Origin of the sequence: Bacillus sp. ME78, from assembly GCF_903970865.1 — a bacterium.
GTDB lineage: Bacteria > Bacillota > Bacilli > Bacillales > Bacillaceae_G > Bacillus_A > Bacillus_A cereus.
In genome coordinates this window covers 26738-42388 of record NZ_CAJCKK010000026.1, presented here as the reverse complement: position 1 = coordinate 42388, position 15651 = coordinate 26738, and the positions used below count along the sequence as shown (strand labels likewise).

Sequence of the window (15651 nt, the reverse complement as noted above, 5' to 3'; positions counted from 1 at the left end):
TCACTTTCTCCTTTCATTGTAACAAAGAAAAGAATATTTCTCCTATTTTTTAAAAATAGATATATGTTCAAATTATATTCAATTATAACTAGTTATATTTAGTTATATTTAGTTATAATTAGATGTGTCGAAATGAAAGGGGATTTTTTTATGAATAAATTTACATTACGTTCCATCGGGGCACTTATACTTTCTTTCCTTCTTATATTTAGCACTGCTTGTACAAGTGGGGAAAAGCATACAAAGTCAGCTGCTAAAAAGGATAAAACAGTTGAACTCACTATCTCAGCTGCTGCAAGCTTACAAGATGCATTAAAAGAAATCGAAAAACAATATAAAGAAAAAGAGCCAAATATCAAACTTTCTTTTAACTTCGGTGCTTCTGGAGCACTTCAACAACAAATTGAACAAGGTGCACCTGCTGATTTATTCTTCTCCGCAGCAGAAGATAAATTCCAAACCCTTGTAAAAAAAGGATTCATTAATGAAAAAGAAGGGAAAAATCTTCTTGGAAATGAACTAGTTCTAGTCATCCCTAAAGATAGTTCTCTTACAAAATTTCAAGATTTAAAAGATGAGAAAATCAAAAAAATTGCACTTGGTACACCTGAATCTGTACCTGCTGGAAAATATGCAAAGGCTTCTCTAACACACGAAAACCTTTGGAATGATGTTCAAAATAAAGTCGTATTTACAAAAGATGTTCGCCAAGTGTTAACATATGTAGAAACAGGGAATATCGATGCTGGTATCGTATACAAAACAGATGCTCTCATTTCAGATAAAGTAAAGATTGGTGAAACAGCAGCAGCTACTTCTCATGAGCCAATCCACTATCCTTTAGGTGTTATAAAGGAATCTAAACATAAGAAAGAGGCGACTTCATTTTATGAGTATTTGCAGTCAAAAGATGCACAATCTATCTTTAAGAAATATGGATTTACAGTCCTGTCGTAATTACTATGAGCATTGATGCTATTATATCGCCTGTCTTTCTATCTTTAAGAGTAGCTGCGTGTGCCACTATTCTCGTTACAATTTTAGGGACGATTGTCGGGCGAGCACTAGCTCGCTCCTCATGGCGATATAAAGTACTATTAGAAACCATATTTTTATTACCAATGGTACTTCCACCAACTGTTATCGGCTTCTTTCTCATTATCATTTTTGGAAACAACAGCCCGATCGGAAGGTGGGTTGAATCATTATTTCAGCAGTCTATTATGTTCACATCTACCGCTGCGATCATCGCTTCTACAGTTGTTGCATTTCCGCTTATGTACCAATCAGCGAAAACGGGATTTTCTATAGCAAATGTACAAATTGAAGAAAGTGCTCGTGACCTTGGCGCAAGTGAATATCAAGTTTTTCTGCACGTTACACTTCCGCTCGCATTTCCTGCATTACTAAGCGGGATGATTTTGAGCTTTGTCCGCGCGCTCGGTGAGTTTGGTGCTACACTTATGTTTGCCGGGAATATCCCTGGTAAAACACAGACAATCCCGACTGCAATTTACATGGCCATTGACGCAAGTAATATGCAACTCGCCTGGACACTTGTGGTTATCACTATTAGTATGTCACTCCTATTTCTGCTATGTATTCAGCTTATTAACAAAAGAATTACTAACCCTTAAAGCAGCTTTTTTGGAAGCTGCTTCTTTATTTCTTAGGAAATAAAATATACCACCGGGAAATAACTGAATTTTACCTCTTATTTAAATATACATTTTATTTGAATTCACTTTCTAAAATAGGCAATTTCCTGTTATTATATGGAGGTGTTTCAAAAAATGAAGAAATGAAAACGCATTTATATCGTGAATTCTTCATCCTGTTTTAGCGATCGGTAATCTTCTACTCTATTAGTGGGGCATTACCGATCGTTAGAACGATATGTAACTATATTGGTATAGCAAACCGAAGGGAGTCTTGTAATGGACATTTTATTAGCGCTTCTTCCTGCAATTGCATGGGGAAACATCTTATTAGTAAGCGTAAAAATGGGCGGTGGTGCATATAGCCAAACGGTAGGTATGACAATCGGTGCTCTATTCTTCGCAACAATTATGTATGTATTTACTCAACCAGCTTTAACAATGACAATCTTAATTGTTGGGTTTATTTCAGGTTTATTCTGGGCTTTAGGACAAGTAAACCAATTAAAAACAGTTGAAAAACTAGGTGTTTCAACTACCGTAACAATTTCTACTGGTATGCAACTTGTTGCAACTTCTATCTTTGGGGTTATCGCTTTCCGTGAGTGGACTACTACTACAACGATTATTCTGGGAACGATTGCAATCCTATTAATCGTAGTTGGTGTTGTATTCACATCACTAGATGATAAAGAAAATGCTCAGCCACCAGGACAATTGAAAAAAGGACTTCTTACTTTAATTGTTTCTACTTTCGGCTATCTTGTATATGTAATTATTATTCGTTGGTATAATATCGATGGTTGGTCTGCTATTTTACCACAAGCAGTTGGTATGTTTGTTGGTGCGGTTGTACTGACATCTAAACATAAACCATTTAACAAATATGCAATCCGTAATGCTTTATCTGGTTTACTATGGGGAACTGGAAACTTATTCTTACTTCTTTCATTACCACGTGTTGGAGTAGCAACAAGCTTCCCATTATCTCAAACTGGAATCGTTATCTCAACATTCGGTGCGATTGTATTCTTAGGTGAAAAGAAAACAAAACGTCAATTGATCTTTATTGCACTAGGTAGTGTTTTAATTATCGGCGGCGCTGTATTACTTGGTATGACAAAAGCATAATCTTATATTCTATTAGTAAACCCCTGAAGCATATGTACTTCAGGGGTTTTTTAATTCTAATTATTTTCTAGATATAATTATTTGTATGTTCTTGCCCCTTATAATTGCTCTTCCACTCTAGCAAACCAGCTACACATATAAAGAGATTAATAATAGCTAATATTAGCATGACGTATAAACCAGTAGAAATATAAATTACAATGCTAACTACGTTATATAAAATCCATAAATGCCAGTTTTCTAATATTTTTCGACTTAACATAAATTGAGCCACTAGTCCCAATACGGCATTTAAAGCGTCTAAATATGGACTTGTTGACTCTAAATAACGGACTTGATAATAACCCCAACCAATCCAAGCAACTAAAATAAAACTTATATAAAAAGTCCACCCTTTCAAATCTAAACGAACTGTTGCTTTTACCTCTCCCTCCCCACTTCGTGCAATCCAATAATACCAACCATATACATTAAATATAAATTGAAAAGCGGCTAATACTGCCATTGCATATAAACCTTGTGTAATAAAAATGTATAGAAATACCGCAACAGTAATCATGCCAAATAAAAAGTTGGATACTTTTTCTCTCGCTAATAACCAAACATTAATGATCCCCATAATTGATGCGAAAATTTCAATATAACTCGATTGAATATACAATCCAACTAATACACAAATAATACTAGAAACAAGTAAAAAAAGTGGACTTCTAACCATATTTATCTCTCCCTAGATGTGTAATAAATTCCCTATTACCAGTATAAGGAATAGCCCTTTCCTTTACCATGAATTTCCGCCTTCTCATTATCCATTCCATCTACGGTAAGTCTTTTCTTTTTACAAAATTCTCTTAAAGATGATATCGTTTTTATAACATATCTCTACTAGAAAGGAATAAAGGATATGCCTAACAAACATCGAATTTTATTTATTGGTGCTGGTCGTATGGCAGAAGCTATATTTTCCGGATTACTTAAAACAAGCAAAGAATACATCGAAGAAATTATCATCTCTAACCGAAGCAACGTAGAAAAGTTAGAACAATTACAAAGGCGATATAATGTGTCTATTACAACGGATTGGAAGCAGCATATTACATCTGTCGATACGGTTGTTTTAGCAATGCCACCTTCTGCTCATGAAGAATTATTAGCTGAGCTATCTCCGTTAATATCAAATCAACTTGTCGTAACAGTAGCAGCTGGCATTGGACCATCTTATTTAGAAGCTAGACTCCCAAAAGGCACACCTGTTGCTTGGATTATGCCTAATACAGCTGCTGAAATTGGAAAGTCTATCTCCTTATATACAATAGGACAATCAGTAACCGAGATGCATCAAGAAACCCTGCAACTGCTTTTAAGAGGTATTGGTACTTCGCAACTTTGTACTGAGGAAGAAGTTCATCAGCTTACTGCAGTTACTGGAAGTGCACCAGCCTTCCTTTATTACTTTGCTGAAAGCTTAATTGAAGCAACAAAAAGTTATGGAGTCGATGAAGAAACCGCAAAACATCTTGTCATTCAAATGATTTCTGGCTCTGCTTCTATGCTCGAGCAAACGCAAAATCCAGCTAACCTCCGCGAACAAGTAACAACGCCAGGTGGTTCCACAGCTGAGGGTCTCAAAACTTTATACGAATATAATTTTTCAGAGGCAATTCAAAAAGCAGTAGAAGCAACAAACAAAAAAGCTAGGGGGAAATAATATGATTTTAACAAGTTTAAAAGATTATACAACATTACATAACGGTGTAAAAATGCCTTGGTTTGGTTTAGGTGTTTTTAAAGTAGAAGATGGTTCAGAAGTAATTGATTCTGTAAAAGCAGCAATTAAAAATGGCTACCGCAGCATCGATACTGCAGCAATCTATCAAAATGAAGAAGGCGTTGGACAAGCGATTCGTGAATCCGGTGTTTCACGTGAAGAATTATTTATTACCTCAAAAGTATGGAATAGTGATCAAGGATATGAAACAACACTTCAAGCATTTGAAACTACATTAGAGAAATTAGGTCTAGAATATTTAGATTTATATTTAGTACATTGGCCTGTAAAAGGGAAATATACTGAATCATGGAAAGCATTAGAAAAACTTTATAAAGATGGCCGTGTTCGCGCTATCGGTGTGAGTAATTTCCACATTCACCACTTACAAGACGTATTTGAAATTGCTGAAATTAAGCCAATGGTCAACCAAGTGGAATATCACCCACGTTTAGCACAAGAAGAGCTACATGCATTCTGTAAAGAACATAATATCCAGCTTGAAGCTTGGTCACCATTAATGCAAGGACAACTACTAGATAATCCAACGTTACAAGAAATTGCGACAAAATATAATAAATCAACTGCGCAAATTATTTTACGCTGGGATTTACAAAACGAAGTTGTAACAATCCCTAAATCAATTAAAGAACATCGCATTATTGAAAATGCAAACATCTTCGACTTTGAATTAAGTGCTGATGATATGAAAGCAATTCAAGCTTTAAATGAAGAACGTCGCGTTGGTCCAGATCCAGATAACTTTAACTTCTAGTAGAAAAACCACTGCCATATGCAGTGGTTTTTTCGTTTGAGAAAACTGAAAATTTAAACTATATTTCATTTGGTTGACACTTCATTATTCAAGGTGTAAGATTTTGAATTATCAAAGAAACACAAAAATTAATAAAATTTATTCGTTTACTCATTGTATCAAGAGAGGTGGAGGGACTGGCCCTTTGAAACCTCGGCAGCAGGTTCATTTTGAATACTGTGCCACTTCCTGCAAGCTTTATGCTTGAAAGATAGAATGAGGGACTTCGTTTATATACGGGTGCATAACTTGTACGTAAAAATCCCTCTTTCTCAATATGAAAAGAGGGATTTTTTATTTTTCATTTCCCTCATCATCATCCAAACTTAATTATTTAGGAGGAAAATCAAATGAAAAAGAAGTTTGTACCCGGTATTGCATCAGTTGTAGGAGTAAGTATTTTATTAACTGGTTGCGGTAGTTATAAAAACGAAGCAAGCGGAGCAAATGCAAAAGACGAGGCACCTAGCAAACAGGTTTTAAATTTATCTTCACCTACTGAAATACGAACAATGGATACGGCCCGTGCTACAGATACTGATTCTGGTCAAGTAATGAGAAACGTATTTGAAGGTTTGTATAATCTTGGTGAAGGTAACAAACCTTTCCCTGGCGTTGCAAAATCTCATGAAGTAAGTGGCGATAAAACAAAATACACATTCCATTTGCGAGATTCAAAATGGTCAAACGGCACTCCTGTTACAGCGAAAGATTTTGTGTTCGCTTGGCAGAGAGCCGTAGATCCAGCAACAGCCTCTGAATATGCATTTCTATTCTTTGATATTAAAAATGCAACAAAAATTAACAACAAAGAACTTCCAGCCGACCAACTTGGTGTAAAAGCAGTTGATGACCATACGTTTGAGGTAGAATTGGAGCGTCCTGTTCCGTATTTTATTAGCTTAACAGCGTTCCCAACATTTCTACCAATTAACGAGGAATTCTTTAAAGCACAAGGTGATAAGTACGCTTTAGAAGATAATACAATCTTGTACAATGGAGCTTTTACACTAAGCGATTGGAAGCACGAACAAAGCTTTAAATTTAAGAAGAACCCTACCTATTGGGATAAAGATACTGTCAAACTAGAAGAAATCAATTTTAACGTCGTAAAAGAAAAATCAACAGAAGTAAATTTATTCGAGTCAAAACAATTAGATCGTATAAAACTAACATCTGACTTCGTTGATAAATATAAAAAAGATGCTAACTTTAAAGAACGTCCAAATGTAGGCGTACAATTTTTACGCATGAATCAACAAAACAAAGTACTTCAAAACGTTTCTGCACGCCAAGCAATCGATCAAACAATTGATAGAAAATCCTTTGTAAATACGTTATTAAATGATGGCTCTACACCAACATTTGGTCTCGTTCCAAAAAACTTTGCAAAAGGACCTGAAGGAAAAGACTTCCGTACTACAAACGGCGATTTAACAAAAGTTGATACAAAATCTGCACAAGAGTTATGGAAAAAAGCTAAACAAGAGCTTGGTTCTGAAAAGATAACATTAGAATTATTAACGAGTGATGCTGACCTTGATAAGAAAACTGGTGAATTCTTAAAAGGACAGCTAGAAAAGAATCTAGATGGATTAACAGTAAATATAAAACCTCAGCCGCGTAAGCAACAAGTTTCGCTTTTATTAAAAGGTGACTACGAAATCGGAATTGACGGCTGGAGCCCTGACTTTGCGGATCCAATTACATTCCTTGAGCTATTTACAACGAATAACCCTTATAACTTAGATCATTACTCTAATAAGGAATTCGATGAAACAATAGCAAAAGTGAAAACAACTTTAGCTGGTGATGAAAAAGCTCGCTGGGAAGCATTACTAGAATCCGAGAAAATATTATTTAAAGACTCTGTTATCGCTCCTCTTTACCAAAAAGGCGAATCTTATTTAGAACGTTCTTATGTGAAAGGAATTGTGCAAGTAGACTTTGCGGGTCAATTAAACTTCAAGTGGGCAAAAATTGAAAAATAAAGTAAAACCGTAATAAGTGGGGGTTCTTCATCCCCACTTATTATTAGCCCACACCAATTGTTTTTTTAGCAAAATATATTAAAAGTAGGTTCTCTCACACAAGAGAATCTACTTTTTTAATATATTATTCCAAGAAATTAACATTCTATTTTTATTATTGACATATAGTTCTTTCCAGTGTTAATATTCTAAATAATCAAAGAAACAAAATATTTCACCATCAAAATATAATGTCTACTAAGTTGAAACATATAACGATAGATTATAGCTCAACATGTATATACATATAGAACACCTGATTACCTATAAACAAATATTTATAATAGGTTCCATCTCCTTCTATAGCCACTTCAAGACATGGACATTATGACGTTACGAACAACACATTTAGGGAGGAACGAACAATGAAGAAAAAAGTTGTACCTGTTGTTGCATCTGTTTTAGGGGCAAGTCTATTACTAACTGCTTGCGGGGGAAATAAAGATAATGCAGGCGGAGCGAAAGCAAACGATAAAGTACCTGATAAACAAGCAATTAACTTATCATTCGCTTCAGAAATTCCAACAATGGATGTTGCAAAAGCAACGGATGGGGAATCCATGAATGTAATGCGCAATGTTTTTGAAGGCTTATATGCAATGGGAGAAGATAATAAACCGATTCCTGGTGTTGCTGAGTCGGTTGACATTAGTCCCGATAAAACAAAATATACATTCCATCTGCGTGATTCAAAATGGTCAAACGGTACTCCTGTTACAGCAAAGGACTTCGTCTTTGCTTGGCAACGTGCCGTAAATCCTGATACAGCAGCTGAATACGCATTCTTATTCTTCGATGTACAGAATGCGAAACAAATAAACCAAAAACAATTACCAATTGATCAACTAGGGGTCAAAGCTGTTGATGACAAAACGTTAGAAGTACAACTAGACCGTCCTGTTCCCTACTTCTTAAGCTTAACGACATTCTCAACATTCTTGCCAATTAATGAAGAGTACTTAAAGTCTCAGGGCGATAAATACGGTTTAGAAACAAATCATTTAATTTACAACGGTGCTTTCACATTAGATAACTGGAAACACGAACAAAGTTTCCAATTGAAGAAAAACCCTAACTATTGGGATGCTAAAACGGTAAAATTAGAAGAAATCAACTTCAATGTCGTTAAAGATAAGTCTACAGAAGTGAACTTATATGATTCAGGACAAATTGATCGCGTTGCTTTAACTGCAGAGTTTGTTGATAAATATAAGAGCAATCCAAACTTCAAGGAACGCGCTGAAGTCGGCATTCAATTCTTACGACTAAATCAGAAAAATGAAACATTAAAAAATCAACATGCACGCCTTGCTATTAACGGCGCAATGAATAAAAAGGCTTACGTAGAAACAATTTTAAATAACGGTGCTATTCCAGCTGAAGGAATGGTTCCTGCGAAATTTGCAAAGAGTCCAGAAGGCAATGACTTCCGTAAAGAAAATGGAAATCTAGTCAAGGATGATGTGAAAACAGCGAAAGAAAACTGGAAAAAAGCAAAACAAGAACTTGGTACTGACAAAGTAACAATCGAACTATTAACAAGTGACAATGCTTTAGCTAAAAAGACTGGTGAATATTTAAAAGGTGAATTAGAAAAAAACCTAGATGGATTAACAGTGAATTTAAAACCACAACCACGTAAACAACAGTTGAAACTACTATTAAGTGGTGACTATGAAATTGGTATTGACGGCTGGGGCCCTGACTTCGCTGATCCAATTACATTCTTAGATTTATTTACAACAGATAGTGCTTATAACTTCGATAAATACTCTAACAAAGAGTACGATGAGCTAATTCATAAAGTGAAAACAGATTTAGCTGGCGATGAAAAAGCACGCTTTGAAGCAATGAAGCAAGCTGAAAAAATTCTATTACAAGACGGCGCTGTCGCTCCTTTATACCAACAAGGTCGTTCTTACTTACAACGCTCTTTCATTAAAGGACTTGTAACGACTGACTTCGGTGGTGAATTTAACTACAAGTGGACAGAAGTTGCAAAATAACAAAAGTAAAAAGGTATCCTACGAAGGATACCTTTTTACTTTTATACAACTTTAACTACAGAGCTTCTTCTTCCCTTTACCATTCCTTTTATAGCTAAAGTCTTCACTGCTACTAATTGTGTAACCAATACAATAACTAATAATGAAATAATATTTCTCTCTAAACTAACTCCTCCGAATATTATTGTATAATAGCCATTTGCTGCATATGTTACTTGAAATGGTTTGATACGTTTTAGAAAGCATTTCAGTACCTCCCTCACAACTTCAATTTACCATATACATACAAATCATTTTTGATTTAAATTGCGGATGAGCCCTTGTGACTGCAGGATAATAATTTATTTTCAACACATACATAATTACATGTTTTTGGGAAAAACTTGTATAGAACGAATTTACATAAGGAGGAATTTATAATGAGAATTCTACTATCAGTTTTATTAGCTCTTATGCTAGTACCTGCATTAACAGGATGTAAAGCGCCTGCAAAAGAAGACACAACTTCTAATAAAAAGACGACTGAAGAAGCAAAAAATGAGGCTCCTGCAGATTTAAAACTAAACTTTAATGAATTTAGTTTAGATGCAGACTATCAAGATACGAAGAAAGACTACGAAGCTGATTATAAAAATGTAGCCGCTGATAAGAAAATGGAAGCAAAGCTTGAAGACCATAAAACAAATGCAAAGTTTACAGGTGACGAGGCTATTACAAAATTAAGCCCACTTCTACAAGAATTAAAATTTGATAAAGATACTCCTGACCAAGAAGTAATCGATCAAGTAGTGAACGTGTTCAAACTTGATAAAGACTACCAAAAATTCGATTTAGAAGTTGTCTTCTCTGATGGAACGAAAAAAGAATATAAAAGAGAAATAAAATAAAGAAGTAGGCAATTGCCTACTTCTTTATTTTTTAATTTTTGCGTATCTTAGTTCTGGACTAGAACCGATAATGAACTGAACACCAGATACTGATGGTTTTTGTAAATATGAAGCACTTGGGAAAATAATTGGGATTAATGGTGAATCTGTAAACATAATATCTTCCGCTTTATGCAATAAGTCAAAACGCTTATCTTCGTTTTGTTCAACTTTTGCTTCTTTTACTAAAGCGTCAAATTCTTTATTATGCCATTTTGCATAGTTATTCGGACCATCACCTGCATATAAATCTAGTTTAGTAATTGGATCTAATAAAGAGCCGCCCCATCCCATATAAGCTAATTGGAAATCACTTTGCTTGTATGTGTCGATGTAACTCTTCCACTCTTTATTTTCTAATTTAATATCTACGCCAAGATTTTTCTTAAACATTTCTTGCATTGCTTCTGCTACTTTTTTATGTTGTGTATCTGTAGTGAATTTTAATGTTACTTCAGGTAATGTAGACCACCCTTGTTCTTTCATACCTTCTTCTAATAATTTTTTCGCTTCTGATGGATCAAATTTAACGTAATCACCTTTTTCTTTACGGAAATCACGACCACTTTGTGTTTTTGCTCCTTCTGGAACGAATGCATATGCTTCTTGCGCATTATTTTTATACAGTTTTTCAACGATAAATTTACGATCAACTGCTAAAGAGAATGCTTTACGTACTTTCGCATTTGTAAACGGCTCTTTTTCTACGTTAAACGAATAAATATAAGATGAGAATCCTGCAACACGCTTATATTCTTTATTTCCTTTTTCTTTTTCAATCATCTCTTGTGGTAAACCACTTAGTAAATCTAATTCTTTTGATTTAAATAATTGATACGCTGTTTTAGAGTCTGGAATAATACGAAACTCAATTTCTTTTAATGTTACCTTTTTATCGTAGTATTCTTTATTTTTTTGTACTGTAATAGCCTGGTTATGCTTCCACTCTTTTAACTTGAATGGTCCATTCGTAATTAACTCTTTTGGATCTGTTTTTAATTTATTATTATCATCAATCGACTTTTTAGCTAATGGAATAAATAATGAGCTTGCTAATTTCTGTTTAATAGAAGCAACTGGATGTTCAAGAGTTACCTTTAATGTTTGAGGATCAACGACTTGAATACCAACTTGTCCCTCTTCACCTTTTCCAGTATTATATGCCTCTGCCCCTTTAATGAAATACATTTCTGTCGCATTCATAGAACCCGTTTTCGGATTTAATAATCGCTTCCATGCAAATTCAAAATCATTTGCCGTAATCGGAGAACTATCTGACCATTTAATATCTTTCTTCAAATGGATTGTATATTCAGTTCCATCAGCATTTACTTCTTCTTTCTCTGCTAATTCATTTTGATATTTCCCATCACTATCTTGCGTATATAAACTTGAAAACAACTGCCCAATTATATAACCTGACGTGCTATCTGTTGCAATAGCAGAATCAAGTGTGTATGGATCACTACTAATATTCGTTACTAATCGATCGCCTTCTCCCTTACCAGCACTCGCCTTTTGCGTCTCTTTCTTACCGCAAGCGACCGAAGTAATCGCTAAAACAGTCATAATGATAAACAGTAAAAACTTCTTCATCCTACATTCTCCTTTAACCCGAAATTTTTGGTGTTGATGCTAACAATGTTTTTGTATAAGAATGTTGTGGATTACGGAACACTTCGTCCGTATTTCCAAATTCAACAAGTTCTCCTTTATATAAGACAGCCACTTTTTCACATAAATAGTGAACCATCGGCAAATCATGTGCGATAAATAAATATGTATAGCCTTGTTCCTTTTGAATTTTTTGCAGCAGATGTACAATTTGAATTTGCAATGAAACATCTAATGCTGAAATTGGTTCATCAAGAATCAATACTTCTGGCTCACACAATAACGCTCTTGCAATAGCAATTCGTTGACGTTGTCCTCCGCTAAATTCGTGCGGATAGCGATCGATATATCGTCTATCTAATCCCACACGTTCTAGCGCATCACCTGCTACTTTATCCTTTAATCCTTTATCACCTAAACCGAATGAAATATAACCTTCCGTTACGCTATCGCGTACTTTCCAGCGCGGATTTAATGCTGCTGTGGAATCTTGAAAAATGAACTGTACTTTCTGTAAAAAATCTCGCCTATGAGCTGATTTTAGCTTGTGAACGACTTGACCGTTATAATCAATTTCACCAGACGTTGGACTCTCAATCCCTGCTATGAGCTTTCCAAGTGTTGTTTTTCCTGAACCACTTTCACCAATAATGCCAAGTGTTGTTCCTTTCGGAATAGAAAGTGATATGTCTTTTAACGCTGTGATTTCTTTACTTTTACTTCCATACGTTTTCGTTACTTGCTTTATAGTAATTAAATCTGTCGTCATGAGGCATTCACCTTCTCTTTTGATTTCGCTTTATTATGCTCTAGAACATGTTGCCAACAATGTGAACTATGCTCCTTAGAATATGTTGTTCTCTCTGGGAAACGATGAATACATTCTTTTATCGCTACTGGACAACGATTTACAAAAGGACAACCAAAGCTATTTAATGTTTCAATGGAAGGTGTCGTTCCTTCTATAGCACGTAATACCTTTTCGGAATCATCCATATTCGGAATTGCTTGTAATAAACTTTTCGTATATGGATGTTTAGGAGAACCTATTACCTCCTGTATCGTTCCTTTTTCAACGACACGTCCCCCATACATAACAACTACTCGATCAGCTACTTCACGTACAAGTGCCAAATCATGTGTAATTAATAAAATACTCGTATTTTGTTTTTCTTTTCTTTCTTTTAATAGCCCCATAATTTGTTTCTGAATCGTTACATCTAACGCTGTTGTCGGCTCGTCTGCAATTACAAGCTTTGGGTGACAAGCAAACGCAATTGCTAAACAAATACGCTGCCTCATACCTCCGCTTAATTGATGTGGGTACTGTTCAAAGCGTTTCTCTGCTTCATGTATCCCTAAACCTGTTAACAAGTTAATCGCAATTTCCTTCGCTTCTCTTTTCGATTTTTTCCCATGTTGCAAAACTACTTCTGTAATTTGTTTGCCTACCTTCATCGTTGGGTTTAAAGATGAAAGCGGATCTTGAAATATAAAGGAAATATCTTTTCCGCGAATTTGATTCCATTCTGACTCTTGTAAATTCGTTAATTCCTTTGCTTGGAAAGCTATATTCCCATCATCGATATGAATTGATTCTTGATTCAAGCCGATAATGGATTGTGCTGTGACACTTTTTCCCGAACCACTTTCTCCTACAAGTGCAACTATTTCACCTTCGTTAATAGAAAAGGAAACATGTTTCACAATCGCTTGCTTACTATTCTCTTTTTCAACGGCTAACGTTACGTTTTCTAAAGATAAGATTTGTGCCATGTTTTTTCTCCTTTCGATTCCGTTTGACGATTTTTGGATCAATCGCATCTTGCAAACCATCACCAATTGCATTAAATGCGAACATAATGAGTGCAATCATGATTGCCGGGAAAAATAGCTGCCACCATTCTCCGCTCAATAATGTCCCGAGTGCATCATTCGTCATCGTCCCCCAACTTGCCGCTGGTGATTGTACTCCAAGTCCTATAAAGCTTAAAAATGATTCTGAAAAAATAGCTGCTGGAATTGTAAATGATAAATTCACGATAATAATCCCTGTTAAATTCGGAATTAAATGCCCATATATAATTTTCATATGTGATGTACCTAATCGCTCTGCTGCAATAACAAACTCTCGTTGTTTTAAAGACAATACTTGTGCTCGAATGAGACGAGCCATTCCAATCCATCCCGTTAATGCAAGAGCGATAATAATGGTGAAAAGACCTGGTTTCATAACAATTAATAGTAAAATAACAATTAATAAATATGGGATACCGTATAATACTTCAATTCCTCTTATAATCCACTCATCAATTAACGTTCCAAGGCGATTACGTCCTCTCACATATCCACTAAATCCACCAATTAGTACACCAAGACCTATATCGAGGGCAGCTGCTACTAATCCAACTGTTAGTGAAATCTTCCCACCAGCCCAAGTACGTGCCCAAATATCTCTCCCTAGATCATCTGTTCCAAACCAATGTTCACTACTCGGCGGTAAATTTGTTGCCTCTTTTACTTGTTCACTCGCAGTAAATGAAGTTAAACTTTCGCCAATAAGCGAGAAAACAATAATTAGCAATAACGTCACTGTTCCTAAAACTGCGATTGGATTCGATATAAACTTACGAAACACTTCTTTCTTTCTGCTAATCTTTTGCTGATCTTTATTTATCGTTAATTCTTTTTTCTCTTCTTTCGTTAATAACTGTTCATTAATCTCATAAGCCCCCATTTAAATATCCCCCCTCCTTATGTAATAGAACGAATACGCGGATCAACAATGCGATGAATAATATCTGTAATGAAAATACAAGCAATTAATAATGCACTATAGAAAATCGTTGTTCCCATAATCACCGGATAGTCTCGGTTAAAAATACTATCTACAAAATATTTTCCTAGGCCAGGAATTGAAAAGATTTTTTCAATAACGAAAGTCCCTGTTAAGAGTCCAGCCATTAACGGTCCAACAAATGTAAGTACTGGAACAATCGCATTTCGAAGAGCGTGCCTTATAATAATCTTCTTAATTGGTATACCTTTTGCTCTTGCTAGCTTAATATAATCACTCTGCAGTACTTCGATCATATTAGAACGAACAAACCTTGTAATAACTGCGATTGGCCCTAACGCTAACGCAAAGGATGGCAATACCGTATGTTCGAATGTTCCCCAAGAGGCTACTGGTAAAAACTCAAATTGGATAGCGAATACTTGTATAAATAGTGGCGCTAAAATAAAACTTGGAATAGAAATACCTAAAATTGCGAGCAAACTCACACTATAGTCAATTACTCTCCCATGATAGAGAGCAGCAAATGTCCCTGCCGCAATTCCTACTAACAATGAAATAACAAGTGCTTGTAGACCAATAATTGCTGATGGACCAAAGCCAGTTGTTATAATTTCTGATACACCTTGCCCGGTTGATTGAACAGATTCACCAAAATCAAAATGAACTACACCGTCTAAATAAGCAACATATTGATTCCATAACGGTTCATCAAGGTGATACTTCGCTCTCATGTTTTGGATCACTTCTTCAGGAAAGATTTTTGCATCTGATGAAAATGGATCTCCCGGAATAATATGCATAATTAGAAATGTCACTGTCGTAATAACCCATAGTGTAAACACCATAACCGATAATTTTTTAATTACATACACTTCAATAACCCCCTAAACACATGAATTTACTT

14 protein-coding genes, 1 pseudogene and 1 riboswitch are annotated in these 15651 nt (G+C 35.2%); of the genes and pseudogenes, 8 read left to right on the top strand and 7 right to left on the bottom strand.

Annotated features, from left to right (window positions below; all coding sequences use genetic code 11):
* The first annotated feature begins 150 nt into the window (after window positions 1–150).
* The 3 genes from modA to H6481_RS22250 all read left to right on the top strand — a co-directional run bounded on the left by modA (window position 151) and on the right by H6481_RS22250 (window position 2789).
* Window positions 151–957 carry a molybdate ABC transporter substrate-binding protein gene (gene modA, locus H6481_RS22260; protein WP_098015043.1) on the top strand — a complete coding sequence of 269 codons (807 nt, stop codon included), beginning with the start codon at window positions 151–153 and terminating at the stop codon, window positions 955–957.
* A gap of 5 nt (window positions 958–962) precedes the next feature.
* On the top strand, window positions 963–1637 hold the full coding sequence (modB, locus tag H6481_RS22255) for a molybdate ABC transporter permease subunit (protein ID WP_002152004.1): 675 nt from the start codon (window positions 963–965) through the stop codon (window positions 1635–1637).
* A gap of 300 nt (window positions 1638–1937) precedes the next feature.
* Window positions 1938–2789 (top strand): GRP family sugar transporter, encoded by an 852-nt coding sequence (locus tag H6481_RS22250; RefSeq protein ID WP_000353544.1) that lies wholly within the window; start codon window positions 1938–1940, stop codon window positions 2787–2789.
* Between the two features lie 67 nt (window positions 2790–2856).
* On the opposite strand, the gene pnuC is transcribed toward H6481_RS22250, so the two are convergent.
* A complete protein-coding gene (gene pnuC, locus H6481_RS22245; RefSeq protein WP_000252484.1) occupies window positions 2857–3507 on the bottom strand; it encodes a nicotinamide riboside transporter PnuC in 651 nt (216 codons plus the stop codon).
* A 186-nt stretch (window positions 3508–3693) separates the two neighbouring features.
* Between pnuC and proC the strand changes: the two genes are divergently transcribed.
* The 4 genes from proC (at window position 3694) to H6481_RS22225 (ending at window position 9407) form a co-directional block, all read left to right on the top strand.
* Entirely contained in the window at window positions 3694–4497 is an 804-nt protein-coding gene (gene proC, locus H6481_RS22240; protein ID WP_063546217.1) for a pyrroline-5-carboxylate reductase, read from the top strand.
* A gap of 1 nt (window position 4498) precedes the next feature.
* A complete protein-coding gene (locus tag H6481_RS22235; RefSeq protein ID WP_098818226.1) occupies window positions 4499–5332 on the top strand; it encodes an aldo/keto reductase in 834 nt (277 codons plus the stop codon).
* Window positions 5333–5484: 152 nt separating this feature from the next.
* Window positions 5485–5589: riboswitch (SAM riboswitch) on the top strand.
* A gap of 132 nt (window positions 5590–5721) precedes the next feature.
* The gene (locus H6481_RS22230) at window positions 5722–7362 is read left to right on the top strand and encodes a peptide ABC transporter substrate-binding protein (protein WP_098818225.1); all 1641 of its coding nucleotides are present in this window, start codon (window positions 5722–5724) and stop codon (window positions 7360–7362) included.
* A gap of 404 nt (window positions 7363–7766) precedes the next feature.
* Window positions 7767–9407 carry a peptide ABC transporter substrate-binding protein gene (locus H6481_RS22225; RefSeq protein WP_098818224.1) on the top strand — a complete coding sequence of 547 codons (1641 nt, stop codon included), beginning with the start codon at window positions 7767–7769 and terminating at the stop codon, window positions 9405–9407.
* Window positions 9408–9448: 41 nt separating this feature from the next.
* Here the strand turns inward: H6481_RS22225 and H6481_RS22220 are convergent.
* Window positions 9449–9653 (bottom strand): annotated as a pseudogene (locus tag H6481_RS22220) (hypothetical protein).
* A 173-nt stretch (window positions 9654–9826) separates the two neighbouring features.
* Between H6481_RS22220 and H6481_RS22215 the strand changes: the two are divergent.
* Window positions 9827–10294: a YusW family protein gene (locus tag H6481_RS22215; RefSeq protein ID WP_001221557.1), complete on the top strand. Its 468-nt coding sequence runs from the start codon at window positions 9827–9829 to the stop codon at window positions 10292–10294.
* A gap of 24 nt (window positions 10295–10318) precedes the next feature.
* Here the strand turns inward: H6481_RS22215 and H6481_RS22210 are convergent, their stop codons facing one another.
* From H6481_RS22210 to H6481_RS22190, 5 genes are read right to left on the bottom strand one after another with little or no spacing between them, the layout of a single operon-like run.
* Entirely contained in the window at window positions 10319–11929 is a 1611-nt protein-coding gene (locus tag H6481_RS22210; protein ID WP_182813240.1) for a peptide ABC transporter substrate-binding protein, read from the bottom strand.
* Between the two features lie 13 nt (window positions 11930–11942).
* Window positions 11943–12716, bottom strand: a complete 774-nt coding sequence (locus H6481_RS22205; protein ID WP_000205647.1) for an ATP-binding cassette domain-containing protein — start codon at window positions 12714–12716, stop codon at window positions 11943–11945.
* Window positions 12713–13723, bottom strand: a complete 1011-nt coding sequence (locus H6481_RS22200; protein ID WP_000057272.1) for an ABC transporter ATP-binding protein — start codon at window positions 13721–13723, stop codon at window positions 12713–12715. Before H6481_RS22200 ends, H6481_RS22205 begins: the two co-directional genes overlap by 4 nt.
* Entirely contained in the window at window positions 13680–14684 is a 1005-nt protein-coding gene (locus H6481_RS22195) for an ABC transporter permease (protein ID WP_053565433.1), read from the bottom strand. The genes H6481_RS22200 and H6481_RS22195 overlap by 44 nt, the downstream gene beginning before the upstream one ends.
* A gap of 17 nt (window positions 14685–14701) precedes the next feature.
* The gene (locus H6481_RS22190; RefSeq protein ID WP_000289326.1) at window positions 14702–15619 is read right to left on the bottom strand and encodes an ABC transporter permease; all 918 of its coding nucleotides are present in this window, start codon (window positions 15617–15619) and stop codon (window positions 14702–14704) included.
* Window positions 15620–15651 lie beyond the last annotated feature (32 nt).